Source organism: Janthinobacterium tructae (assembly GCF_006517255.1).
GTDB classification, from domain to species: domain Bacteria; phylum Pseudomonadota; class Gammaproteobacteria; order Burkholderiales; family Burkholderiaceae_D; genus Janthinobacterium; species Janthinobacterium tructae.
Genome location: NZ_CP041185.1, coordinates 686561 through 713213 on the forward strand (window position 1 = coordinate 686561; position 26653 = coordinate 713213).

General features: G+C 67.3%; 11 protein-coding genes. 8 read left to right on the top strand and 3 right to left on the bottom strand.

Going from position 1 to position 26653, the window contains the following annotated elements:
• The first annotated feature begins 24 nt into the window (after positions 1-24).
• The 8 genes from FJQ89_RS03160 to FJQ89_RS03195 all read left to right on the top strand — a co-directional run bounded on the left by FJQ89_RS03160 (position 25) and on the right by FJQ89_RS03195 (position 22580).
• Complete coding sequence (locus FJQ89_RS03160) at positions 25-12654, top strand: filamentous haemagglutinin family protein (protein WP_141169007.1); 12630 nt, start codon at positions 25-27, stop codon at positions 12652-12654.
• Entirely contained in the window at positions 12651-13382 is a 732-nt protein-coding gene (locus FJQ89_RS03165; protein ID WP_141169008.1) for a sigma-70 family RNA polymerase sigma factor, read from the top strand. The genes FJQ89_RS03160 and FJQ89_RS03165 overlap by 4 nt, the downstream gene beginning before the upstream one ends.
• 76 nt (positions 13383-13458) lie before the next feature.
• Positions 13459-14118 (top strand): aldehyde dehydrogenase iron-sulfur subunit PaoA, encoded by a 660-nt coding sequence (gene paoA / locus FJQ89_RS03170; protein ID WP_141169009.1) that lies wholly within the window; start codon positions 13459-13461, stop codon positions 14116-14118.
• Positions 14115-15074, top strand: a complete 960-nt coding sequence (locus FJQ89_RS03175) for an FAD binding domain-containing protein (protein WP_141169010.1) — start codon at positions 14115-14117, stop codon at positions 15072-15074. The genes paoA and FJQ89_RS03175 overlap by 4 nt, the downstream gene beginning before the upstream one ends.
• Positions 15075-15078: 4 nt before the next feature.
• Positions 15079-17277 (top strand): aldehyde oxidoreductase molybdenum-binding subunit PaoC, encoded by a 2199-nt coding sequence (gene paoC / locus FJQ89_RS03180; RefSeq protein WP_141169011.1) that lies wholly within the window; start codon positions 15079-15081, stop codon positions 17275-17277.
• Positions 17278-17393: 116 nt separating this feature from the next.
• Positions 17394-19031 carry a response regulator gene (locus FJQ89_RS03185; RefSeq protein ID WP_243136392.1) on the top strand — a complete coding sequence of 546 codons (1638 nt, stop codon included), beginning with the start codon at positions 17394-17396 and terminating at the stop codon, positions 19029-19031.
• Positions 19028-20056 (top strand): ABC transporter substrate-binding protein, encoded by a 1029-nt coding sequence (locus FJQ89_RS03190; protein WP_141169012.1) that lies wholly within the window; start codon positions 19028-19030, stop codon positions 20054-20056. The genes FJQ89_RS03185 and FJQ89_RS03190 overlap by 4 nt, the downstream gene beginning before the upstream one ends.
• A 10-nt stretch (positions 20057-20066) precedes the next feature.
• Complete coding sequence (locus FJQ89_RS03195; RefSeq protein WP_141169013.1) at positions 20067-22580, top strand: ATP-binding protein; 2514 nt, start codon at positions 20067-20069, stop codon at positions 22578-22580.
• A 12-nt stretch (positions 22581-22592) separates the two neighbouring features.
• On the opposite strand, the gene FJQ89_RS03200 is transcribed toward FJQ89_RS03195, so the two are convergent.
• From FJQ89_RS03200 to FJQ89_RS03210, 3 genes are all read right to left on the bottom strand, one after another.
• Positions 22593-25010: a TonB-dependent siderophore receptor gene (locus FJQ89_RS03200; protein WP_243136394.1), complete on the bottom strand. Its 2418-nt coding sequence runs from the start codon at positions 25008-25010 to the stop codon at positions 22593-22595.
• A gap of 62 nt (positions 25011-25072) precedes the next feature.
• Positions 25073-26047 (bottom strand): FecR domain-containing protein, encoded by a 975-nt coding sequence (locus FJQ89_RS03205; RefSeq protein ID WP_141169014.1) that lies wholly within the window; start codon positions 26045-26047, stop codon positions 25073-25075.
• Positions 26026-26538 (bottom strand): sigma-70 family RNA polymerase sigma factor, encoded by a 513-nt coding sequence (locus FJQ89_RS03210; protein WP_141169015.1) that lies wholly within the window; start codon positions 26536-26538, stop codon positions 26026-26028. Before FJQ89_RS03210 ends, FJQ89_RS03205 begins: the two co-directional genes overlap by 22 nt.
• Positions 26539-26653: the final 115 nt, after the last annotated feature.

Sequence of the window (26653 nt, forward strand, 5' to 3'; positions counted from 1 at the left end):
CTCTCTAGCCAGGAAACCATTGCCATGACCAAGCTTCACACTGCCCAGCGCCCAGTCCCAAACATTGACACGGGCGCGCAGCGGTCCTCCACGCTGGGCAGCCGCTTGCGGCTCACGCCGCTCGCTTACGCACTGACCACCATGCTGATGGCTGGTGCCTTTACCACGCCGGCGCGCGCGCAGCAGGCGTTCAGCGGCGGCTGGTTCGCGGCCAAGGGCGCGGCGCAGAATACGGCATCGACATCGGGGCGCCTGCCGAATGGCCAGCCGCTGCCGCTGGGCAGCCGGCCCGAGGGGCAGCAACAGCAAGCGAACCAGCAATTGCAGCGCTCGCTCAACAACCTGAACCTGGCTGCGCGCGCCATTGCTGCACAGCAAGCCTCGCAGGCGCAGGCGCGCCAGGCGGCAACCGGCGTGCCCGGTGTGCCGAATGGTCTCGTGCAAGGCGGCTTGCAGGTCGATACCAACAGCCTGACGGCCGGCTGGCTCAATGCCCAGGCGCCCGTGCAGACAGTCGCGAACGGCAAGACGGCCGTGGTGGTGCAGCAGACGGCGGACAAGGCCATCCTGAACTGGGAAACGTTTAACGTGGGCAAGGACACGACCCTGACGTTCCAGCAGCAGAAGGACTGGGCCGTGTTAAACAGGGTTAACGATCCGCAAGCGCGGCCCAGCCAGATTCAGGGCCAGATCAAGGCCGACGGCACGCTGCTGCTGGTCAACCGCAACGGCATCGTTTTTAATGGCACGAGCCAGGTCGACACGCGCAGCCTGGTGGCGGCCGCGGCGCGCATCAGCGATGAGCAGTTCCAGAAAAACGGCATCTACAGCCCCGGCACGGCCGGCGCCACAACGTTGACCGATGCGGCCGGCAAGGTGCAGGTGCAGGCGGGCGGGCGCCTGGCCAGCAATGCGCCCAAAGGCAGCACGGAAGGCGGCGGCTATGTGATGCTGCTGGGCAAAGAAGTCCACAACGGGGGCGAGATCACCACGCCCAAGGGCCAGGCCCTGCTGGCCGCCGGCGACAGTTTTACGATTAAAAAAGGCGTGGGCACGGATGGCAACCCGCTGTCGACCACGCGCGGCAGCGAAGTCACGCCGCAGTTCGCGGCCGGCAGCACGGCGGGCAAGGTCGTCAACACGGGCCTGATCCAGGCGCGCGAAGGCGATATCACCCTGGCCGGGCGCACGGTGCAGCAGGACGGGGTGCTGCTCGCCTCCACCACGACGGCCACGCGCGGCACCATTCACCTGAATGCGCTGGGCAGCGACGCGGCCGTCACCGTGGGACGCGGCGCCACCACGGCCATCCTGGTCGAGGACGACGGCAAGACCACGGCGCTCGACAGCCAGCGCGACGCCATGCGCGGCCCGGCCGTGACGTCGACGGAAAACATCGTTGCCGTGAACGACCGCCGCGATCAGTCGCGCATCGAGATCGGCAGCGCCGGCACGGTGGAATTCATGGGCGATTCCTTGACCCTGGCCACGGGTGGCCAGATCGCTGTCAACGCGGCCAGCCGCAGCCTCGTGCGCGACGGCGCCCAGCTTGACGTCTCCGGCGCCGTCGGCGTGAAGGTGGCGATGGCAGCGAATAATGTCGAAATCAATGTGCAGGGCAACGAGCAGCGCGATGCGCCCGTCAACCGCGATGGCAAGGCCTTGATCAACAACGATATCTGGGTCGACCGCCGCAAGCTGGTGTTGGTACCGAAAGGCACGAACGGCTATGACAGCGACCGCTGGTACACGGCGGGCGGCTTGCTGGAAGTGGCCGGCTATCTGGGCACGCAGGGCCATTCCGTCAGCGAGTGGATGGCGCAGGGCGGCACAGTGAGTTTCGGCGGCAAGGATGTCGTCACGCAGGCCGGCTCCGGCATCAACCTGTCGGGCGGCACCCTGGACGTGCAGACGGGCGCGCTGCGCCAGACCTGGCTGAAAGGCGCGGACGGCAAGCAGTATGAGGCGGGCAGCGCTCCCGCCGACCTGGCCTACCTTGGCGTGTACAAGGGTTACGAGGAAGAACACGCGCGCTGGGGCAAGGATGCCAGCGCGTTTTACGCCAATCCATTGATCGCCGCGCAACAGCGCCTGGAAAACGGCTACACGGTGGGCCGCGACGCGGGCAAGCTGGTCATCGCCACGGGGTCGGCCGTACTGGAGGGGGGCATCGCGGGCGAGGTCTTCCAGGGCGAGCGCCAGACGCAGGCGCCGCAGGCTCTGCTCGACGGCTACCAGCAGTCGCAGCTGGCGGCCGCGCAGCGGGGCCAGCTGATCGTCGGGCAATATCAGCCGATGTTCGACAAGCGCACGGGCGTGCTGCAGCATGTGCTGTCGGCCGTCATGGACGACGTGCGCCTGACGCGCGTGCAGGACGGCATCGCCGCCGGCCTGGCCGTGGCAGGCGCGCTGGCACCCGAGCGCCAGGGCAAGCTGCTGCTTGATACGACCTTGCTCAATGAGCAGCAACTGGGCGCCATCCGCATCGCGGCGAAAGGATCGATCACGGTCGACAGCGCGCTGCAGGTGGCCGACGGCGGCAATATCACCCTGTTCGGCAAGGACGTGACCATCAATAGCAGCCTGCGCAGCCATGGCGGCAGCATTGCGGCAGGCAATGTGCTGAACCAGATCAGCGCGCAGGGCATGCTCGATACGCTCGTCAACCCGGGCGGGCCACAGGGCAAGCTGCTGCTGGCCGATGGCGTCAGCCTCGATACCAGCGGCTTGCTGGCCAATGTGCTGCGCGACCCGCTGGCCGCCGCCGGCCTGCCATATATCAATGGCGGCAGCGTGTCCCTGCGCGCGTTTGGTGACGTGCGCATCGGCAATGGCAGCCTGATCGACGTCAGTTCGCGCGCAGCCATCCTGTCGCAGGCGAAACAGCAGGGCGGCAAGGGCGGCAATGTGACCCTGGCCAGCCATGGCGCGCAGGCCGATTTGCTGCTGGGCGAGGGCGCGCAAGTGCGCGGCCACGGCGTGGCGGGCGGTGGCAAGCTGGAATTGCAAGCGAACAAGATACTGGTCGGCCAAGCCGATACCGCACAGAAAGGCACCCTGCAGCTGGGTGCTGACTTCTTCGACAAGGGTTTTTCCAGCTACAGCCTGCTCGGCAGGCAGGGCTTGACGGTAGCGGACGGCGCGCAGGTCGATGTGCGCATGCCCGTGTTGCGCGTGGTGGACAATGAAAAACTGGCCTTGTGGATGCCGGAGCAATACACGGAAAACGCATTGAAGGGCGCCTTGACGCAGCGCAAGGGCGCCAGCCTGGCCCTGCAGGTGGGCGATGTCCAGTCCGGCGCGGCCGATATGGCCAGCGCCGAACTGCAGGTGGGCAAGAATGCCGTGGTGAATGTCGATGCTGGCCAGTCCATCAAACTGGCCAGCGTGGGCCAGCTGACGGTGGACGGTCGCCTGAACGCCTGGGGCGGCAAGATCAGCCTGGGCGGCGTGGGCGAGGGCCTCGACGCGAGTGTGTCCGAAGTCGTGGAAGCGGCCGGCCATGGCCGCTCCATCTGGATCGGCGAGAACGCCGTGCTGGACGTGGCGTCGCGCGCCGTCACGGCCACCGACGCGCAGGGCCGGCGCTACGGCAAGGTGGTCGATGGCGGCAGCATCGTTATCGGCGGCGAGATCAACCATGCGCAGGGCACTACTTCGGCGGCCAGCCTGTTTGTCGTCGTGCGCGACGGTGCCCTGCTCGACGCTTCCGGCGCGCACGCCGTGCTCGACGTGAACGGTGTGAACGGCGCGGCGGTCGACGTGGCCAGCGCGGGCGGCAGCATCGCGCTGGCATCGAACAACGGCTTGTACCTCGATGGCCAGCTGCTGGCCAGGGCGGGCGGCGCGGGCGCGGCGGGCGGCACCCTGTCCGTAGCCACCGGTACGCCTGTCTACCTGAAAGTACTGGCCACGGACAAGGTGCTGGCAGGACGCGAGCTGCGGCTGACGCAGCGCCAGGTCGCCAGCGACCTGGCCTCCGATGTGACTGCACGCGATGCGGCGGCGACGCTGAAGTATGGCTATGGTCGTTTTTCCGTGGAACAGGTGGAGGCGGGCGGTTTCGGCAACCTGGCACTGCTGGGCGCCGCGAGCTTCGATGGCGACGTGTCGCTGACGATGCGGCAAAGCTTCCAGCTGTACGGCGCGCCTGTGCTGTCGCCCGGCAGCAAGCCCGGCGCGCGCATCAACATCGCGGCGCCGTATGTGCGCCTGGCCAGCATCAAGCCGGCGGGCCGCGATCACTATACGACGCCAGGCAGTGCGGGCCAGTCGCCGCTCGCCAGCCAGATCAGCATGGCGGGCGAGCTGATCGACGTGCGCGGCATGGTCGACATCGGGGCCGACGACGTGCGCCTGAGCAGCCGCGGCGACCTGCGCTTCCTGCTGTCGCCGCTGGGCTGGAATGGCAACCAGCCCACGACAGTGCTCTCCTCGCCGGGCGACATGACACTCAGTGCGGCCCAGCTGTATCCGGAAACGGGCGCTGGCGCCGCCGTGCGCGCCGGTTATGGCTTGATCAACGGTAAGTTTGGCTACGATCCCGCGCACCGCCTGAACATTGCACGCACGACCGGCAGCGTGCCGGCCATGCCGTATTCCGCCTTCGGCTCGCTGGAGTTGGGCGCTGCGCATATCGAGCAGGGTGGCGTGGTGCGCGCACCGCTGGGTCACCTGTCGATCGGCGCGGCCGGCTATGACAATGACAAGAGCCTGACGGTGAATCTATCACCAGGTAGTATCACCTCCGTCAGCGGTGCCGGCCTGGTCATGCCGTATGGCGGCACCGTCGATGGCCTGAACTGGAATGTGGACGGCAAGCCGGCGGCCTTCATGGGCGTGGGCGGCGTCAATGCGCAGGGCGGCCTGCGCGTCGGCGTGGAAATGGCTGGCGTGGCCGTGAACGTGCAGCCGGGCGCGCTGCTCGACCTGTCCGGCGGCGGCGAGCTGACCGGTGCCGGTTTCATCGCCGGCCGCGGCGGCTCCACCGACGCGCGCTATCATCCGCTGGTGCAGGTGGGCGCGAACGGTGGTTTTGTCTTGCCGGGCCTGGCGACCAACCCTGTGTACGCCATCGTGCCGGGCGTGCAAGCGCCGCAATCGCCTTCTGGCGGAGACAAGGCGGCATCCGATACGGCCGTGGGCCGGCAGGTGACGATAGGCAATGGCGTGCCGGGCTTGCCCGCCGGTACCTACACGCTGATGCCCTCGACCTATGCCTTGCTGCCGGGCGCCTTCCGCGTGGAACTGAACGGCCTGGCGAGCCAGGGCAGCGCAGGCACGCTGGCGCAGCAGCTGCGTAACGGTTCCTGGGCCGCGCCTGGCACCCTGTCGATCGCCGGCACGGACATTCGCGCGCCGCTGGCCAGCCAGCTGATACTCACGCCGGCCAAGGTTTTGCGCAGCTACTCCCAGTACAACGAAACAGGCTATGCCGCCTTCGCCCTGGCCGATGCGCAAACGCGGGGCATTCCCCGCGCGCTGCTGCCGTCCGATGCGAAAACGCTCAAGCTGAAAATGGTGCCCGGTGGTGGCGTGGATACGTTCCAGTTCCAGGGCGCCGGCAAGTTCGCCGCGGCCGAGGGCGGCTACGGCGGCACCGTGGTGCTGATGTCAAACGATAGCTCCGCTGGCGACATCGAAATCCTCGCCGACGGCGCGCCGGCCACCGTTGGCGCGGGACAGGTCAGCATACGCGCTTCGAGCCTGAACAATATCGGCGCGGCGCGTATCCTGGTGGGCAATGTCCCGTCGGTGGAATATGGCCAGGGCGGCAACTACGTGAGCTTCGGCGCCAGCTCGGCGCGGGCCATCTACCTGCGACCGGGAGCCGTGCTGTCGGCACCCGAAGTATTCCTGGTTGCCCAGGATCCTGGAAATTACGAATTGGGCATAGGGTTGATCGATATCGCCGCCGGCGCCGGCATCAACACCCTGGGGCGCGGCAAGGCCGCGTATGACGCCAACGATGGTTTCATCTACAAGAAGAGCCGCGCGGACGTGCACATGGTGGCCGCTTCGAACGGCTTGCTCAATGTGGCACCGGTCAGCGGCACGGCGCTCGGCGGCATCCGCATCGGCATGTGCGGCAACGCTTGCGCCGGCACCAGTACAGCGAGCCTGTACTCGGAAGGCACCTTGCTGCTGTCGACCAACGGCAGCTTTGCGCTGGATGACACGGCGCGCTACGGCACGCGCAACCTGAGCCTGTCCGTGGGCGCCATCAACATGGGCAGCAGCGGGGCGCTGGCGGCGGCCCAGGCCAGCGGCACGCGTTCCAGCGGCCTGGCCATGAACCAGGGCGTGCTGGACCGCCTGCTGCGCGGCGATACCAGCACGGGCGCACCGGCGCTGCAGGCGCTGATGCTGAGCGCAGCCGACAGCGTCAATTTCTACGGCGACGTGGTGCTCGATACCTACGACAAGACCAGCGGCAAATCGACGCTGGAACGCCTGGTGCTGACCACGCCGGCCATGTATGGCCAGGGCGAGGCCGGCACGGTGGCCACCATCCGCACGGCCAACCTGATCTGGGGCGGCGCCCTGTCGCCGGCCGGCAATGTGATCGCGCACGGCGCCGGCACGGGCAGCGGTACCCTGAATCTGGAAGCGGAGCGCATCGATTTCGGCTTCGGCCCCTTCACGCAGCCGGCCGGCGTCGCCTCGTTCGATCGCCTGGCGCTGGGTTTTGCCAACGTCAACCTGAAAGCGTCGGGCCAGGTCACGGCCAACCACAAGGGCAGCCTGTCCGTCTACCAGGCGCAGGGCGCCTATGAAACGGGCAAGGGCTACCAGGTCAGCGGCGGCAACCTCAACATCAGCACGCCGCTGCTGACGGGCGACGCCGGTTCCGCGCACAGCTACACGGCGGGTGGCGCGCTGAAGGTAGCGGCGCCGGCTGGCGCGGCGCCAGCGGCTCCCGTCAAGAATAACGACGCACTGGGAGCCCAGCTGGCCTTGAACGGCGACAGCGTGACTGTGGCGACGGCCGTGGTATTGCCGAGCGGCAAGTTGACGATCAGCGCGCAGCACGACATCAGCCTGGCTGACGGCGCGCGCATTGACATGGCGGGCCGCAAGAGCACCTTCTTTGACGTGGATAAATACAGCTGGGGTGGCGACGTGACCCTGGACAGCCGCGCCGGCGATATCCGCGCAGCTGGCGGCAGCGTGATCGACCTGTCGGCCGAGAACAACCGTGCCGGCAGCCTGAAGGCCGTGGCGCTCGATGGCGCGGCCGGCATGGTGGACTTGCAGGGCAAGATCCTCGGCGGCGCCAGCGGCAGCTATGACGCGGGCGGCACCGTGGTGCAGTACAAGAAGGGCCGCGTGGACGTGCGCGCGCAAACCCTGGGCGCGGGCGGCAGCCTGGACAGCCAGTTCGCGTCGCTGAACACGCGCCTGACGGAAGGCGGCGTGACGGGCGGACGCAGCTTCCAGCTGAAACAGGGCGACTTGACGATAGGTAAGGAAATCAAGGCCGGCGAAGTACAGGTGTCCGTCGACAACGGCCGCCTCACCGTCGCCGGCGTGATCGATGCCAGCGGCGAGCGTGTGGGCAGCATCCGCCTGGCCGGCAAGCATGGCCTGACCCTGGCCGGCAACGCCGTGCTCGACGCGCATGGCACGCTCTTGCGCGTCGACAGTTATGGCAAGATCATCGACAGCCCGAACCGGGCCACGGTGGAACTGAATGCGGGCGAGGGCACCTTGGATCTGGCCGGCGGCGCGCAGATCGACCTGCGCCACGGCACGGCGGCCGTGGCCGGCAAGGGCAAGGGCGAACACGACGGCGCCGCGCGCGGCACGCTGGAACTGAATGCGCCGCGCCTGGGCAGCGGCGGTTCCCGCACGGATCTTGATGCGGCCACCTTTGGCGACGTTGCCATTGCGGCCGGCGGCGGTTTTACCGTGCGCGGGGCGAAATCGATCGCCGTCAACGCCATGCAGCGCTATGACGACGCGGCTTACGCCACGGACCTGTCGGCCAGCGGACGGCCGTACCAGGTGATCAACCAGGCCTATCTTGACAGCAAGCATGCGGACAGCACGGCCTTCATCGACGCGGCGCTGGCCAATACGAACTTGCGCAATATCAAACTGGCGGGCTTGAACACGGCCGCGTATGCCGATGCGCTGCATCTGCGTCCCGGCGTCGATATCGTCAGCAAGACGCCAGATGGCGACATGGTGGTGCGGGGCGATTTGGACCTGTCAGGCATGCGCTACGCCAGCCTGAATCCGCGCTTTCAAGCAACAAATGTGCGCGGATCGGGCGAGGTGGGCAGCCTGCTGCTGCGCGCCGGCGGCGACCTGAGTATCTACGGGAGCATCAATGACGGCTTCGCGCCGCCACCGGCCACCAAGGACGACAAAGGCTGGATCTTGTTGCCGGGACGCGACATCAACGGCAGCGACATCATCGTGCCGGGCAAGGGCGTGACCGTGGCCGATGGCACGCTGTTCCCGGGCGGTATCGCGCTCAATTACGATTTGCCCCTGAAAGGCTTCCATCTGAGCGCGGATACGCGCCTGCCCGTGGCCGTGACCCTGGACGAGGCCACGACATTGCCGGCCGGCACGGTGCTGGCGGCCGCCGTGCGCGACAGCGCCGGCAATATCGTCCATGCGGCCGGCAGCCTGCTGGCCACGGCGCAAACCCTGGACGCCGGCATGCGCCTCGATGCAGGCAGCGTGCTCAAGCAAACGGTGAAAGTGGGCGCCATGACCTGGCCCAAGGGCGTGCCGCTGCCTGGCGTGGCGGGCGAACGCTCGGTGTTCGCACTCAATGGCAACCTGGCGCTGGCCGTGGGAGCGCTGATACCGTCCGGCACCGACGTCAAGCTGCTGCCCAATGTGGCGGCTATCGAGCTGCGTCCGGACGTGGCGGGCAGCCAGGGCAAGCTGTGGGCCATCGCGCCCATGCTGGCCGAGGGCTCGCAGGCGTGGGGCATGCGCCTGGTGGCCGGCGCCGACCTCGATGCGGCCGACACGCGCAGCGTGCAGGCGCATCCCGCGCACGGCACCTTGCGCCTGGCCGACAGCCATTACGGCATGTATGGCGTGCTGGTGCCGCCGAAGGGCGTGCAATACTGGAGCCAGGCGGCTGCGGATCTGGGCATCGAGGGCATCGTGGCGGGTGAAATCATCACCGACGAGTTCCTCAGCAACTTCGGTACCAATATCGTGGACTTTTGTGCTGGCGATCCGACCATGTGCGTGCTGAAGGTGGCCTATGTGTGGACCAGGGTCGGCGCGGAAGAGTTCGCCGACCCGAGCGTCAAGGAGGGCGACCTGCTCGATCCCGTGGCGCTGGGCATGCCTACCCTGTGCGAGGAGTATCCCACCTGGTGCGGCACGTCGAACCCCACGTTTGACTACAAGGCGAGCAGTCTGCGCTACAGCGTGTTGCGCACCGGCACGGGCGACCTGGACCTGGTCAGCGGCGGCGACCTGCGCATGGACAGCCTGTATGGCGTGTACACGGCCGGCATGTCGTCTACGCCGACCTCCGCAGGCGACCCGTTCAACTTGCCACGCTCGCGCAATGCCGACGGCACGGTGCTGGCCAACCCCGATGGCGCGCATGAACGCCTGGTCGACGGCGGTGCCGAGAGCATATACCGCGCCTGGTACCCCGACCAGGGTGGCAACCTGCTGCTGGAGGTGGCGGGCGACTTGAGCGGCTCGCTGATCGACGCGGCTAGCGCCAGCAATCAGCGTCCCGTGAGCAAGGATGGCATGGCTGACTCGGTGGCAGTGGGCAACTGGCTGTGGCGCCAGGGCAGCGGTGGCGTGGCCACAGGCGGTGCGGCGCAGCCGGTGGCGTGGTGGATCAATTTCGGCAGCTACGTGGGCCGCGACACCCTGGCCGATACGGTGCTGGGCTTTACGGGTTTCGGCACCCTGGGCGGCGGCAATGTGCGCGCCGAGGTGGCGGGCGACGCTGGCGTGCTCGCGCCGCTGACTGGCAGCTCGTATAACGGCAGCATCAATCCCCGGTCGCAGGGCTTGCTGCTGGCCGTGGGCGGCACGGGCCGCGTGCTGGCCGATGGCAGCCTGCTGCAGACGGGCGGCGGCGACCTGGACCTGCGCGTGGGCGGCGCCCTCAATCCGGCCGGCATGGCAAGCCTCAAGCACTTGAATGGCGCGCTGGTCGATTTGCGCGGCCATGTGGAAGCGTCGGCCACGCAATTGGGCAGCGTGGCGCTGCAATACGGCACCCAAGCAAGCGATCACGTGCCGCTGGAAGCGCGCGCCTACGATGCTTTCCGCGCCACGCGCGCCACCTCGCGCGGCGGCATGACCCTGGTGCCTGGCGACGCGACGTTCAGCGTGGCGACGCTGGGCGACCAGGTAGTGCAGGATGTGGCCGACCCAGGCCGCGTGACCGCGTTCAATGCCACGCCGTTCACCGGCGCGGCGGGCGAGCAGGGCTACGGCTACAGCTGGTTCAGCCTGTGGACGCCGCGCACGGCGCTCGACCTGTTTTCCGCCGGCGGCAACATGACGCCGCTGACGGCCCCGGTTGGCACGGATACTGACCTGGCGATCGTCTATCCTTCCATCGTGCGTGTCGCGGCCGCGAATGGCAGCCTTTACTATGGCAAGACGATCGTCGAATGGGGCGCCGCGTCCGGCTATGCGGATCCTTTGCTGCTGGCACCGTCACCCAATGCACAGCTGCAATGGCTGGCCAGTGACTCCATCTATGCGGGCGGCTATGCCGTCAGCCAGTCCGGCGCCGCCGCCGAGAGCATGGTGACGCCGTTCAAGCCAGGCTTCACGGGCTGGGATATCAATCCTTACGTGAACAATCCCCTGGCCAGCAATGTCTCAAGCACGGGGGCGCCGGTAATGAAATGGAACCTCCCGCTGTTCGCCTTCGGCCCCAACTCCTCGGCCGGCCCCGCCAACAGCGGTACGCAGGCGGCCCGCATCTATGCCGTCACGGGCGACCTGGTGGGCGTGAACAGCGGCCGCATCCTCGAGTTTTTTGACGCCAAGCGTGCGGGCATCACCTGGTATGAGGGTGGCCAACCCGTGTGGATGAAGGCTGGACGCGATATCGTCGGCAGCGGCACGGCGCTGCTGGAAGAGATCGAAGGCACGGGCAGTGGCGGCGTCGGATTCAGGAATTTCAGCAATCTGTTCGTGCATAACAATGCGTATGACGTATCGGTGGTCTCGGCCGGGCGCGATATCCTGAACAGTTCCTTCAACGTGGCCGGTCCCGGCACGCTGGACATCAGCGCCGGACGCAACATCCTGATGCAGGACAAGGGCAGCGTCGTCAGCCTCGGCCCCGTCGTGCAGGGCGACAAGCGTGCGGGCGCCGGCATCGCCATGCAGGCGGGCGCGGGCGCGGCCGGTCTGGACTACCTGCGCTTCGTCAAGCCCTACCTGGACTCCTCCAACGTGGCGCAGACGGGTGTGCCGCTGGCCGACCAGGCTGGCAAGGTGGTGAAATCGTACGAAACCGAATTGGTGACCTGGCTAGTCGAGCGCTACGGCTTCAAGGGCACGGCCGCCGAGGCGCTGGCCTACTACCTGGCCTTGCCGGAGCCGCAGCAGCGCGTGTTCGCCCGCAATGTGTATTTTGCGGAACTGAAGGCGGGCGGGCGCGAGTACAACGATGCGGACAGTTCGCGCTATGGCAGCTTTTTGCGCAGCCGCAACGCCATCGCCGGCCTGGCGCCGGCCACCGACGCCAGCGGCAAGGCAATTTCGTATGCGGGCGACATCGTCATGTACCGCGGCACGTTTGCTCTCTTCAACTCGGGCTCGGGAAAATACGACCGCATCGTTCCCCGCAGCGCTTACGTGCATACCAACTTCGGCGGCGACATCCAGCTGCTGACGCCGGGCGGCAAGCAGGTGTTCGGCATCGAGGGCGAGGCGCCGCCGTCGACTTCGGGTGTCATCACCAAGGGCGGCGGGAATATCGACCTGTTCTCGCACGGCAGCATCCTGCTGGGCCAGAGCCGCGTCATGACCACGTTTGGCGGCGATATTTTTGGCTGGTCGTCGCAGGGCGACATCAATGCAGGGCGTGGTTCGAAGTCGACCATCGTCTACACGCCGCCCAAGCGTGTGTATGACAACTGGGGCAATGTGACCTTGTCGTCCAACGTGCCGAGCACGGGCGCCGGCATCGCCACCCTGGCGCCGATCGCCGAAGTGCCGGCCGGCGACGTGGACTTGCTGGCGCCGCTGGGTACCATCGACGCGGGCGAGGCGGGCATCCGCGTCTCGGGCAACGTCAACCTGGCCGCGCTGACGGTGATGAACGCGGCGAATATCCAGGTCAAGGGCGAAGCAAAGGGTATGCCGACGGTGGCGTCCGTCAACGTGGCCGCCATGACCAACGCCAGCGCGGCCGCCACGCAGGCCACGACAGCGGCGCAGGAGGTGGTACAGCGCGAACGCGCCGCCACCCGTTCGGCGCAGCCATCGGTGTTTACGGTGCGCGTGCTGGGTTTTGGCAGCGAAGCGCCGCCCGACAGCGCGCAAGCCGTCCCGGCCGACGGTGCGCGCATCGAGGCGGCCGATTACAACCCGCGCAGCGCCGTGCGCGTGCTGGGCCTGGGCCCGCTGCCGGAATCGGCCACGCGCCAGTTGACGGCGCAAGAGCGCAGCAGGTTGTCGCCATGATGGCCCGCCTGGCCGAACCCTTGCCCTTGCGCCTGGCCGGAGCCATGCGGCCTGCAGGCATGGCCCGTTACCGGGCCGCCATCCGGCCCCGTTTGCAGGCGGCCAACGACATGGCGGCGGTGCCAGGGCAGGGCGCCCAGCTGCAGGCGGTGCTGGAAAGCAATTATGCGGGCTTGCACCGGCGCCTGACACGCCACCTGGGTTGCGCCGAACTGGCCAGCGACAGCCTGCACGACGCCTGGCTGCGCCTGGGCGCGTGGACGGCATGGAGCGGCGCGGCGCTGGCGCACAGCCCCGTTGCCTATGTGTTCCGCGTGGCCTGCAATGCGGCCACGGACAGCCTGCGCCGCAACCGCGCCTGGCTGTATGCGGACGAGGGCGATGGCGGTGGAACTGGCGCTGGCGCCGCTGTCCTCGTCGATATCCTGGCCGATACGGCGGCGGGGCCGGAACGCCTGGCCGAACTGCATGCCGATGTGCGCCGGCTGGCGCAGGCCGTCGCGTTGCTGCCGCGGCGCCACCAGCAAGTGCTCGAAGCGCTGCGCGTGGATGAGCTGACCCGCCAGGAGGTGGCCGAGCGGCACGACATGTCACTGCGCAATGTCGATACGGCCTTGCGCCAGGCGCTCGACCACTGCGCGCGCCACACGGGCCATGCGGCGCTGGGCGGCACCGGCACGACCCGGCGCAGTCTGAGGCTGAAGGTACGTTCGCGTACAGACGCGTAACATTCCTGCCAGCAGACTGCTGCTTCGGGCCTGCATGCGCCCACCCAGCCAGTCCACAGCCAGGAGGAAGCGCGAGATGACAGAGTGTAATCACATCAATGCAGGCCGGCGCGGTTTGCTGATCGCCGGCGCGCTGTCGGCCACGGCCGTGGCCGTGCCCGGCGTTGCGGGCGCGGCGCAGGCCGTCAACACGGCTGGCCAAGCCGTTTTTTCTCCGCCGCCAGTGCTGATGAAAGTCAGCCTCGACGTCAATGGCCGGCGCCGCAGCCTGGAACTGGACACGCGCACCAGCTTGCTCGACGCCTTGCGCGAACACCTGCAGCTGACCGGCACCAAGAAGGGTTGCGACCACGGCCAGTGCGGCGCCTGCACCGTCATGCTCGACGGCCAGCGCATCAATGCCTGCCTGACCCTGGCCGTGATGCATGAGGGCGCCCGCATCACCACCATCGAGGGGCTGGGTACGCCCGACAAGCTGCACCCGATGCAGGCCGCCTTCATCGCGCATGACGGCTTTCAATGCGGCTACTGCACGCCGGGGCAGATCTGCTCGGCCGTCGCCGCGCTGGGAGAAATCCGCCAGGGCATCCCCAGCCACGTCAGCGCGGACTTGAACGCACCGCCCTCGGTGACGCCGGAAGAACTGCGCGAACGCATGAGCGGCAATCTGTGCCGCTGCGGCGCGTATTCGAACATCATCGAGGCCATTACCGAGGTGGCGGGGAGGCCGGCATGAGAGTGTTCAGCTACCAGAAGGCGGCCACGCCGGCCGAAGCGGCGGCCGCCGCCTTGCACACGCCGGGCGCGCGCTTCATCGCGGGCGGCACGAATCTGCTCGATCTGATGAAACTGGAAATCGAGACGCCCGCGCATTTGATCGACGTGAATGGCCTCGCGCTCGATACAGTGGAGATGACGGCAGACGGCGGCTTGCGCATCGGCGCCCTGGTGCGCAACACGGCGCTGGCCGCGCATGCCACGGTGCGCCGCGATTACGGCGTATTGTCGCGCGCCTTGCTGGCCGGCGCCTCGGCGCAACTGCGCAACAAGGCGACGACGGCGGGCAACTTGCTGCAGCGCACGCGCTGCGCGTATTTCTATGACACGCACCAGGCGTGCAACAAGCGCGTGCCGGGCAGCGGCTGCTCCGCCATCGCGGGTTTCAGCCGGCCGCTGGCGATTTTAGGCGGCAGCGAGGCCTGCATCGCCACGCACCCCAGCGACATGGCCGTGGCCATGCGGGTGCTCGACGCCGGCATCGACACGGTGCGGGCCGACGGCAGCACGCGCAGCATCCCCATCGCCGACTTTTACCGCCTGCCGGGCAACACGCCGCAGCTGGAAACGCTGCTGCAGCCCGGCGAACTGATCACCAGCGTGACCTTGCCCCCGCCCGTCGGCGGCACGCACGTCTATCGCAAGGTGCGCGACCGCGCTTCGTATGCGTTTGCGCTGGTGTCTGTGGCGGCCATCGTCTTGCCCAACGGCACGGGCAGGCTGGCCCTGGGCGGCGTCGCGCCGCAGCCGTGGCGAGTGCTTGCCGCCGAGCAGGCGATGCCCGATGGCGCGGCCGCCGTGAGCGAACGGCTGCTGGCCGGTGCCAAACCGACGGCGGACAATGCCTTCAAGCTCGTCCTGGCGCAGCGCACGATAGCCGCCGTGATGGCGCAAGCACCCGACCAGAAAGGCTAGCGCCATGAAATTCACGACACCTGCGACCACCAATCCCATCGACCAGCTGAAAGTCGTTGGCCGTCCTACGGACCGCATCGACGGCCCCCTGAAAACCACGGGCACGGCGCCGTATGCGTATGAGCAAAACGCCGCCGCGCCGCATGCCGCCTACGGTTACGTGGTCGGCGCGGCGATTGCCAAAGGCCGCATCGCCTCGCTTGACAGCAGCGCCGCGCGCCGGGCGCCGGGTGTGCTGGCCGTGGTGACGGCCGATTCGGCAGGCAAGCTGGGCAAAGGCAAGATGAACACGGCGCATCTGCTGGGGGGGCCGGACATTCAACATTATCACCAGGCCATCGCGCTGGTGGTGGCGGACACCTTCGAGCAAGCGCGCTCGGCCGCGCAGTTGCTTGACGTCAAGTATGCCGAGCAGCAGGGCGTGTTCGACCTGGCCAAGGCAAAGAATACGGCGAGCAAGCCGAAGGATGGCAAGCCCGACAGCAAGACGGGCAATTTCGCCAGCGCCTTTGCGAATGCTCCCGTGCGCCTGGACGCCACGTATACGACGCCAGACCAGTCGCACGCCATGATGGAGCCGCATGCCTCGATTGCCGCCTGGGAGGGCGATACATTGACGCTGTGGACGGCGAACCAGATGGTGGACTGGGGCCGGGGCGACCTGGCCCGCACCCTGGGTATTGCGAAAGAGCAGGTGCGCATCGTCTCGCCGTATATCGGCGGCGGCTTCGGCGGCAAGCTGTTCGTGCGCGCGGAAGCCTTGCTGGCGGCGCTGGGCGCGCGCGCGGCGCAACGGCCCGTCAAGGTCGCGCTGACGCGGCCCCTGATGTTCAACAACACTACGCACCGGCCCGCCACCATCCAGCGCCTGCGCATCGGCGCCACGCGCGACGGCAAGATCACGGCCATCGGCCATGAGTCGTGGTCGGGCGACCTCAAAGGCGGGCAGCCGGAAACGGCCGTGATGCAGACGCGGCTGCTGTATGCGGGGCCGAACCGCATGACGGCCATGCGCCTGGCCGTGCTCGATTTGCCGGAAGGCAACGCCATGCGCGCGCCGGGCGAGGCACCGGGGCTAATGGCGCTGGAAATCGCCATGGATGAACTGGCGGAAAAGCTGAACCTGGACCCCATCGTCTTGCGCATCCTGAACGATACGAAAGTGGACCCGGAAAAGCCGAGCAGACCGTTTTCGCAGCGCCGCCTGATCGATTGCCTGCGCACGGGCGCCGTGGAATTCGGCTGGAAAGAGCGCCAAGCGCGCCCCGGCATGCGGCGCGACGGCCGCTGGCTGGTGGGCATGGGCGTGGCGGCGGCCTTCCGCAACAACCTTGTCATGCAGTCCGCCGCCAGGGTGCGCCTGGACGGTGACGGCATCGTCACGGTGGAAACGGACATGACGGACATCGGCACGGGCAGCTATACCATCATCGCCCAGACGGCGGCGGAAATGCTGGGCGTGACATTGAACCGTGTCGTCGTGCGCCTGGGCGACTCGGACTTTCCCGTCTCGGCCGGTTCGGGCGGCCAGTGGGGGGGCAACAGTTCCACGGCCGGCGTGTATGCCGCTTGCGTGCGCCTGCGCCAGGCCGTGGCCGGCAAGCTGGGTTTCGATCAGGCAGAAGCGCGTTTTTCCGATGGGCAAGTCAGCCAGGGCGAACGCAGCGTGCCATTGGCGCAGGCGGCGGCGAACGGCGACATCGTCGCCGAAGACCATATGGAATATGGCGACCTGGACAAAAAATTCCAGCAATCCACGTTTGGCGCCCATTTCGTGGAGGTGGGCGTGGACGGCGACACGGGCGAAGTGCGCGTGCGGCGCATGCTGGCCGTCTGCGCGGCCGGCCGCATTTTGAATCCCAAAGCGGCGCGCAGCCAGGTGATCGGCGCCATGACCATGGGCGTGGGCGCGGCCCTGATGGAAGAACTGGTGGTCGACAAGCGCGACGGTTTCTTCGTCAACCACGACCTGGCCGGCTATGAAGTGCCCGTGCACGCCGACATTCCGCATCAGGACGTCATTTTCCTCGACGAAACGGACCCCATGTCCTCGCCCATGAAAGCCAAAGGTGTGGGCGAACTGGGCATCTGCGGCGTGGCGGCGGCCATCGCCAATGCCGTCTACAACGCCACGGGGGTACGCGTGCGCGACTATCCGCTGACCCTGGACAAGCTGCTGCGGGGGCTGCCCGAGCTCGCCTAGCCACCTTGCGCGTGACAATTCGTGTATTTTTGGTAATTCGCAAGTGTTATGCTCGAAAAGCATCTTGCAGGCCTGCCTCCGCTCCGCGAGGCGCAGGTGGGGCGCCAGGAGAATGCATGAACAGCTCATCAATGCCGCCGCGTATCCTCATCGTCGATGACGAGCTGGCGCACATGCGCGCGCTGTGCGACACCTTGCGCGGGCAGGCCTACGACACGACGGGCCTCGCTTCGGGTGAGGCGGCGCTGGCCCTGCTGGCCGCCGAATCGTTCGACCTGCTGCTGGTGGACCTGATGATGCCGGGCATGAACGGCATCGCCGTGGTGGAAGCGGCGCGGCAGATCGATCCGGACCTGGCCTGCATCATCATGACGGGCGAAGGCACGATCGCCTCGGCCGTGCAGGCCATGCAGGCGGGTGCGCTCGACTATGTCGTCAAGCCGTTCAAGGTGTCGGGCATCCTGCTGATACTGGCGCGCGCGCTGGAAACGCGCCAGCTGCGCATCGCCAATGCGCGCCTGGAACTGCTGCTGCGCCAGCATACGGACGAACTCGACGCCATGAACAAGGATTTGCAGCTGGCGCGCGAAGTGGCCGAGCGGGCGAACCAGGAAAAGACCACTTTCCTCTCCAGCATGAGCCACGAGCTGCGCACGCCGCTCAACGCCATCCTGGGCTTTTCGCAGATGCTGATGTCCGATTCCATCCCCTCGACGGCGCAGGAAAAGAAAATCTTTGCCTCGCACATCTTCGGCGCGGGACGGCACCTGTTGACTTTGATCAACGATATCCTCGATATCGCCAAGATCGAGTCGGGCAATATGTCGCTGTCGATGGAGCCCGTCGACCTGGCCGGCATCTACCACGAATGCTGGCAAATGATGGAACCGCTGGCGAAGAAGCGCGGCATCACCCTGACGTTCGTGGAAGCGGTCGGCCTGCATGTGCTCGCCGACCGTACGCGCCTCAAGCAGGTACTGCTCAACTTGCTGTCGAACGCCGTCAAGTACAACCGGGAACAGGGCGAAATCCACGTCGATTGCCAGCCACTCGATACGCGGCAGCTGCGCCTGTCCGTGCGCGACACGGGCGGCGGGCTGAGTGTCGCGCAGCTCGAAGCGCTGTTCCAGCCCTTCAACCGCCTGGGACGCGATGCGCGCGACGAGGAGGGCACAGGCCTGGGGCTGGTGGTCAGCAAGCGCCTGGCCGAAGCCATGCATGCCAGGCTGGGCGTGGCCAGCACGCCCGGACGCGGCAGCACCTTCTGGCTCGATATCGCCAGTTGTCCGGCGCGCCAGCCGCAGCAGGAAAGTGCGCGCCTGTCGGCCATTGCCCGGCCCGCAGAAACGGTACGGCTGCCGGACCGCAAGACGCTGCTGTATGTGGAAGACAATCCCCTGAACCTGGCCCTGGTGGCGGGCCTGATCCATTTTCGCCCCGACCTCGACCTGCTGTCGGCCGGCGACGGGCAAACGGGCCTGGATCTGGCGCGCCGCCACCTGCCGCAGCTGATCTTGATGGACAGCGACCTGCCCGACATCAGCGGCACGCAAGTCATGCAGCTGCTGCGCGCCGATGCCCGCACCGCGCACATACCCGTCATCGCGCTGACGGCCGTGGCCGGGCCGGGCGATATCCGCCAGGGGCTGGCGGCGGGTTACTACCGCTATCTCACCAAGCCGATCGACGTGCAGGCGTTTTCCGAGGCCATCAACAGCGCGCTGGAGTCGGCCACGGCGCAGCGCAGCGCATGAACGGCGCGGCGCCGGTGCGGTGGGCGCTCTGGCTGGCGGCCATCGCGCTGTTGCTGGCGCTGGCCGCGGCAGCCATCTGGCGCTTCAATGCCCGTCCAGCTGCGCCGCCCGGCCCGGTGGAAGTGCTGCGCCTGGCCGTGAATGCGGCATACGTGGGCAGCTGCCCCGTGCTGGCCGCGCACACACACGGTTATTTCGCGCGCGAGGGCATCGACGCGCGGCTGCAACCGTATTCGTCGGGCAAGGCGTCGCTGGAAGCCGTGCTGCAGGGCAGGGCCGACCTGGGCACCGTGTCCGATATTCCCGTGGTGCTGGCCAGCCTGAAAAACCAGTCCGTCGTCATCATCGCCAGCATCTTCGAGGCCGAGCGCGACCACGGCATCGTGGGACGCCTGGATCGTGGCGTGTCCACGCCCGCCAGCCTGAAGGGCAAGCGCATCGGCGTGACCCTTGGCACCTCCGGCCATTTCACGCTGGACGCTTTCCTGAACCGCCAGAAGCTGCTGCCCTCTGAGGTCACCTTGCGCAACTACGCGCCGGAGCAGCTGGCCGGTGCGCTGGCGCGCGGCGAGGTCGACGCGGCGGCCGGCTGGGAACCGTTCCTGACGGGCATGACGCAGGCCATCGCGGGCAAGGCGGCCATCTTCTATGGCGAGGACGTGTATGCGGGCCTGTTCAATGTGGCCGGCACGGGCGACTTTGTGCGCAGCCACCCGGCGACGGTGCGCAAGGTGCTGCGCGCGCTGCTGGCCGGCGCGCGCTTTTGCCGCGACGAGCCCGACGCCGCGCGCGCCCTGTTTACCACGGTGTCGGCCAGCGAGGCGGCGCGCCTGCAGGCGGCCTGGCACGGTTATCAGTTTGGCATCGTGCTCGACCAGGGCTTGCTGCTGGCGCTGGAAGACGAGGCGCGCTGGGCCATCAAGAACCGCCTGGTCGAACGCGGCGATATGCCGAACTTCCTCGATGCCGTGTACCTGGACGGCCTGGAAGCCGTGGCGCCATCGGCCGAGACGGTCATTCATTGAGAAAGCCACCGTGAAAATCGTAACGCGTTTCAAGCTGGCCGAACTGTTTTGCGTGCTGCTGGTGGCCATCATCGTCGCCGTGCTGTTCTCCACCACCATGGCGATGCAGCGCGAACTGGCGAAGAACAAGGCCGCAGGCGATATCCTGCAAGCGGTCACGTCGCTGCGCTACCTGTCGATCGAGTATGCGCTGCACCATGGCGCGCGCACGCGCGCCCAGTGGCAGCTGCGCAGCGAATCGCTGGGCACGGGCCTGCTGGCCACGCCTGCCTTCAGTACCGGCGAGGAGCGCGCGCTGCTGCGCAAATTGCAGGGCGAGCTGGCCGGCGTGGGCGCTCTGTTCGAGCTGTTTGTGGCAAATCACCGCGAGCTGGGACAGGACCCGCAGCGGCGCGAGGTGTTGGGCGAACTGGAGTCGCGCCTGTCCGGCCAGATCATGGGCAGGGTGCAGGGCATGATCTCGGACGCGATGCGGCTGTCGGAATTGAGCCGGCAAGGCGTCCTCGATGCGCAGCAGCGGGCCAACGTCGCCGTGATGCTGTTTGGCGGAGTGATCATCGCCCTCGTGGCCGGCTTGATCTACTTCACCATGACCAGCGTCACGGGACCGCTGGAAAAGCTGCGCCAGGGGACACTGATCGTCGGCGCCGGCAAGCTCGATTTTGCGCTCGGCGTGCACACGAAGAATGAAATCGGCGAGCTGGCGCGCGCCTTCGACGGCATGACGGAAAAGCTGCGCCGCACCACCGTCTCGCGCGACGAGCTGGTACACACGAATGCCGCCCTGGAAACGCAGATCGCCGAGCGCCAGCTGGCCGAGCGCAAGGTGCATGAGCAGCTCGAGCGCCTGAACCTGCTGCAGCAGATCACGCGCTCGATCGGCGAGCGGCAGGACTTGCGCAGCATCTTCCAGGTGGTGGTGCGCAGCCTGGAAGACCAGCTGCCCATCGATTTCAGCTGCATCTGCCTGTACGAACCGTCGCAGCACGCGCTGCAGGTGACGTGCGTGGGCGTGCGCAGCGAGGCGCTGGCGCAGTCGTTCATGATGGGCGAGCAGGCGCACATCCCCATCGACGAGAATGGCCTGTCGAGCTGCGTGCGTGGCAAGCTCGTGTATGAAGCCGACATTGCCGAGGTGGCGTTTCCGTTTCCGCAGCGGCTGGCGCAAGGGGGGCTGCGCGCTCTCGTCATGGCGCCGCTGCTGGCTGAAAACACGGTCTTCGGCATCCTGATCGTGGCGCGCCGCGCCGCACACAGCTTTACCAGCGGCGAATGCGAATTCCTCAGCCAGCTGAGCGAGCATGTGGCACTGGCCGCCAACCAGGCACAGCTCTACGGCGCGCTGCAGCGCGCGTATGACGATTTGCGCCAGACGCAGCAGTCGGTGATGCAGCAGGAACGCCTGCGCGCGCTGGGGCAGATGGCCAGCGGCATCGCACACGACATCAACAACGCCATTTCCCCCGTGGCCCTGTACACCGAGTCCTTGCTGGAGACGGAAACCAATCTCAGTCCGCAGGGCCGGCATTACCTGGAAGTGATCGAGCGCGCCATCGACGACGTGGCCGCCACCGTGGCGCGCATGCGCGAATTCTACCGCCAGCGCGAGCCGCAGCTGTCGCTGTCGCCCATCGACGCCAATCTGGTGGTGCGGCAGGTGCTGGATCTGACGCGCGCGCGCTGGAGCGACATGCCGCAGCAGCGCGGCATCGTCATCGCCCTGCGCACGCAGCTGGCGGACGCTCTGCCCATGCTGCCCGGCAGCGTGGGGGAAATCCGCGAAGCGCTGACCAACCTGGTCTTCAACGCCGTCGACGCCATGCCGGACGGCGGCACATTGAGCGTGCGCACCAGCTGTACCGGCGCAGCGGGAGAGGCGCGGCAGGTGCGCATCGAGGTGGGCGACACGGGCATCGGCATGGACGAGAACACGCGCCGCCGCTGCCTGGAACCATTTTTTACCACCAAGGGCGAGCGGGGCACGGGCCTGGGCCTGGCCATGGTGTACGGCATGATGGAGCGCCATGGCGCCAGCATCGACATCGTCACGGCGCCGGGGCAGGGCACGGCGGTGCGCCTGGATTTCCCCGCCTGCGCGGCGGGCGAGGGCGAGCCGGCGGCCGACGCGGCCCACGCCGTGCCGCCGCGCCTGCGCATCCTGGTGGTGGACGACGACCCGATGGTGCTCAAGTCCCTGCGCGACATCCTGGAAATCGATGGCCACGACGTGGTGTCCGCCGATGGCGGCCAGGCCGGCATCGACTGCTTCCAGGCCGCGTACGAGCGGCACGAACAGTTTGCGGTGGTCATCACGGACCTGGGCATGCCCCATGTGGACGGGCGCAAGGTGGCCAGCGCCGTGCGCCAGTGCTCGCCGGCCACGCCCATCATCATGCTCACGGGCTGGGGCCAGCGCCTGGCCGCCGACAGCGACTATCCCGAACACGTCGACTGCGTGCTGGGCAAGCCGCCCCGGCTGAAGGAGTTGCGGCGCGCCTTGAATGCGGTCATGGCGACGGGCTAGCGCTGCGTATCGTCAGAAGCGGTACGTCAAGGTCCCCCGCACGCTGCGCGGCAAGCCATACGTGCCTTGCGCATAGGTATTGATGTTGATGTACTTCTTGTCGAGCACATTTTCCACGTTCAGCTGGACCATCATCTGGCGCGACAGCTGGTATGTGGCCATCAGGCTCACCGTGCTGTAGGCCTCCTGCGTGACTCTTTCCTTGCCGTGCGGGCCTTCGTCGTCAAAGTAGAACTTGCTTTGCCAGTTGACGCCGCCGCCCACGGTGAGTGCGGGATGCACTTTCCAGGTGGTAAACAATCGAGCCGTCGAGCGGGGCGACAGGGTATTGATGTCCTGTTGCGCGCGATCCCTGGCGCGGAAGTGGCTGGCGCTGGCCGTCACGTTCCAGCCCGGCGCCAGGCGGCCCGACAATTCCCCCTCGATGCCGCGGCTGGTGGCGCCCCGTGCTGCGTAATACGCTTGCGTGGTGGTGCCGGGGACTCTGTGCGCGCCGTCCGGCTGGGCCAGCTTGTCCTGCCTGATCTCGAAGACGCCGATGGACGCATTGGCCCGGCCCTCTGCCAATTCCCCCTTCACGCCCACTTCCATGCTTTGCCCCGTCAGCGGGTCCAGCCAGGCGCCCGTGCGGTCCTGGTTTTCCTGCGGGCGGAAGATGTCCGTGTAGCTGGCATACATCGAATACGTGTCGTTCAGGTCCACCACCACACCCGCGTACGGCACGAACTTGCTCTTGGCAAAGGCGAAGCGGGCGCTGCCGTCAAAGCCGGTGCGGTCCTTGTCCCAGCGCGTCAGGCGCCCGCCGAGGATCAGCTTGGCATTCTCGGCAAGGTTCAGGCGCGCCGCGCCATACGCGCCATATTGCGTGGTCGTGTATTTTTCCGACAACACGGGTTCGCCCCAGGCCGGCTGCGGGTAGCTGCCATCCCAGGCGAGGAAATTGCCGATCGGTTCAGCGTCGAGCGCTTCCTTGACGCTGAATTCGGCGTGCTGCAGCGTGTAGTTGGCGCCGACGATGACTTCATGCTGGCGTCCGCCCAGGGTAAACGGGCCGGACAGCTTGACGTCGGCGCTGCTCTGGTCGCGCGAGCCGATGTAACGGTTCGGGTAGCCCAGCATGCCCAGGCCCGTGATGCGGTCGGGACGCTCGGCCAGGAACACCAGCGGCGTGTCTTCCGTATGCTTGCTGTACATGGCTTGCGCCTGCGCCTTCCAGCCCTGGCCCAGTGCGTGCTCCAGCGTGGCGTGCACGTTGGTCTGCTCGGTGGCCCAGGCGGCCCAGCGGGGCGCCGTGGTGACGGAACGGTCGAAATCGGTGCGCGTGCCGTCGCTGTACCACAGGGGGAAGCCGCCCCAGTTGCTGCCTTTCGGGTCGTTCTTCTGGTAGCTGGCCCCCAGCGCGGCGACGCTGCCGGGCGCCAGGTCCGCCTCGACGGTGGCGTAGACGAGCTGGCGCTGGTTCGAATAGCCATTGGTAAACGATTTGCGGTCCTGCCAGGCGCTTGCCACCCGGCCGCGCACGGAGCCGTCTGCGTTCAGCGGCGCGGCCAGGTCGACGGTGCCCCGATAGTCGCTCCAGGAAGCGGCCGCCAGCGACCATTGTCCCTCGAACTGCCTGGCGCCGGCCCGCTTGCGCACCAGGTTGATCGAGGCGGAGGGGTAGCCGGCACCCGTCAGCAAGCCCGTGGCGCCGCGTGTCACTTCCACGCGGTCGTAGATCAGCGAATCCATTTCCGATTCACCGCCCGAATACTGCACTTTATAGGTGGTAGGCACGCCATCGTACTGGAAATTGTCGACGTCGAAACCGCGCGCGGAAAAGGTGCTGCGTTCCGTGTCGAACTGGTTGACGGCGATGCCGGGCGTGTTGCGCAGCACATCGCGCACGGTCAGCAAGTCCTGGTCATCCATGCGCTGGCGCGTGATGACGCTGACCGATTGTGGTGTTTCGCGCAGCGACAGCACCAATCCGGTGGCGCTGGCCGTGGCCGGCGTCGTGTACGAATTTGACCCTTCCGTGCTGGTGCTGCGCTCGGCCGTGGCACGCACGGCGATGCCGGGCAGGGTGGCCGCATCGGCCGCTGCCGGCAGCCTGCGTACGGCGTAGTTGCCGCCGCCCTGGTCGACCGCGATGAGGCCGCTGCCATCGAGCAGGCGGGCAAAGCCGTCTGCCACCTTGTAATTGCCGCTCAAGCCGTGGCTGTTCAAGCCCGCGTACAGGCTGGCAGCGCCGGAAACGCTGACGCCCGCATCGGCCGCAAACGCGGACAGGGCCGTGCCGAGGGGGCCGGGTGCCACCTGGTAGTGGCGCGCGGGCGCTTGCTGATGCTGCTGGGCGAATGCGGGCGGCGTCAAGGCCAGGCTGCCCAGCAGGGCCAGGGTCATAGTGGTGTTGCGGTAATGCTGCATTGCTTGTTTCCCTTCGTTCATGTGTTGGTCCTGTGTGAATTGACGCGGCACATGCGTGAAAGGGACATTCTTTCTAGAAAATTTTATGCTGGCCCGACCGATATCCACCAACGGCTGTGGCGCCGCACGCGGATGGCTAGCGATGCTTGCAATAGTGATAATATTTTATCCGTATCATGCAGCTGGTACACGCCTGATACGCGCAGGCCCGCCACGGCCGGATCGCAGCGCACCACGCCGTGGCGGTAGCGGGCCAGTTGCGCCAGCACCTGGGCCAGCGGCGCGTCGTCCGCGTGCAGCAAGCCCTTGAGCCAGCCATCCTCATGCGGTGCGCGCAGCTGCGGTACGCCGGCGGCCGTTTCATCGAAACTGGTTTGCCAGCCTGCCTGCACGATGATGGGCCTGCCGTCGGCGGGCCGCACTTCCACGGCGCCCTGTGACACGGCCACGTGGGTGCGCGCGCCCGGCAGCCTGTCTTCCTGGCGCACCGTGAAGCGCGTGCCGAGGGCGCGAATGCTGCCATTGCGGGTGCGCACGATGAACGGACGCCCGAGGGCATCGGCACTGGTCGCCACGTGCAGTTCGCCAGAGCGCAGCTGGACCAGGCGCAGCGCGTCGCTGAAAACGATGTCGGCGGCGCTGGCCGTGTTGAGGCTCAGGCCGCTGCCGTCGGCCAAGGTGAGGTGGCGGATTTCACCCGTCGCCGTGCGCAGCCCGGCTGTCCATGCCTGCCATGGAGGCACTTTCAGCATGGCCCAGCCGGCCGGCCCGGCGACGATCAGCAGGGCCAGGGTTTTCAGGGCGGCGCGGCGCGCTGCTCCGGCCGGACGGTCGAGCACAGGCATGGCTAGCGGCGGGGGCAGCATGCCGAAGGTGCGGCACACTTGCTCGGCGCGTTGCCAGGCTGTTTCATGATCGGGGTGGGCGGCGCGCCAGCGGGCCAGCCCTTGCCGGGCAGCAGCGTCGAGTTCGCCACCTTGCAAGCGCATCATCCAGTGCGCCGCTTCGCGCGCGGCGCGCGCATCGATGGCCGTGCTCATGCCAGCAGCAGGATGCATTGCGTCAGCGCCTGCACCATGTAGCGCTTGACGGTGCGCTCGCTGACATGCAGGCGCGCGGCGATGTCAGCATACGCCATGCCTTCGAGCTGCGACAGCAGGAAGGCCGTGCGCACCTTCGCGCCGAGGCCATCGAGCATGGCATCGATCTGCTGCAGGGTTTCCAGGATCAGCAAGCGTTCCTCTACCGATGGCGCGGTGGGCGCGGGCAGTTGCGCCAGGGTGGCCAGCCAGGCTTGCTCCAGCGACTGGCGGCGGTAATGGTCGATCAGCAGGCGGCGCGCCACCGTCGTCAGGTAGGCGCGCGGCTCGCGCAGGTTGAAGGCCGGTTCTCCTGGCGTGGCCAGCAGCTTGACGAAGGTATCCTGCGCCAGATCGGCCGCGTGATCGGTGCACGACAATTTACCGCGCAACCAGCGCAGCAGCCAGGGATGGTGCTGGCCATACAGCAGTGCGACAGGATCGGCGGCAGGGGATACGGCATACGTCACGGCACACTCCAGGTTGGCGCGGAAGTCCCGTGCCGCTGGCGCATGCAGGCTCTTCTTAAATGCGAATGGTTCTCATTTTACATCGGCGTGCCTGAATGTCAATGTGCCAGCTGCG

What these genes read in the sequence shown, in the direction of transcription:
- FJQ89_RS03160 (WP_141169007.1), top strand. Translation starts at nt 25, where the DNA reads ATGACCAAGCTTCACACTGCCCAGCGCCCAGTCCCAAACATTGACACG.
- FJQ89_RS03165 (WP_141169008.1), top strand. Translation starts at nt 12,651, where the DNA reads ATGATGGCCCGCCTGGCCGAACCCTTGCCCTTGCGCCTGGCCGGAGCC.
- paoA (WP_141169009.1), top strand. Translation starts at nt 13,459, where the DNA reads ATGACAGAGTGTAATCACATCAATGCAGGCCGGCGCGGTTTGCTGATC.
- FJQ89_RS03175 (WP_141169010.1), top strand. Translation starts at nt 14,115, where the DNA reads ATGAGAGTGTTCAGCTACCAGAAGGCGGCCACGCCGGCCGAAGCGGCG.
- paoC (WP_141169011.1), top strand. Translation starts at nt 15,079, where the DNA reads ATGAAATTCACGACACCTGCGACCACCAATCCCATCGACCAGCTGAAA.
- FJQ89_RS03185 (WP_243136392.1), top strand. Translation starts at nt 17,394, where the DNA reads ATGAACAGCTCATCAATGCCGCCGCGTATCCTCATCGTCGATGACGAG.
- FJQ89_RS03190 (WP_141169012.1), top strand. Translation starts at nt 19,028, where the DNA reads ATGAACGGCGCGGCGCCGGTGCGGTGGGCGCTCTGGCTGGCGGCCATC.
- FJQ89_RS03200 (WP_243136394.1), bottom strand. Translation starts at nt 25,010, where the DNA reads ATGAACGAAGGGAAACAAGCAATGCAGCATTACCGCAACACCACTATG.
- FJQ89_RS03205 (WP_141169014.1), bottom strand. Translation starts at nt 26,047, where the DNA reads ATGCATCCTGCTGCTGGCATGAGCACGGCCATCGATGCGCGCGCCGCG.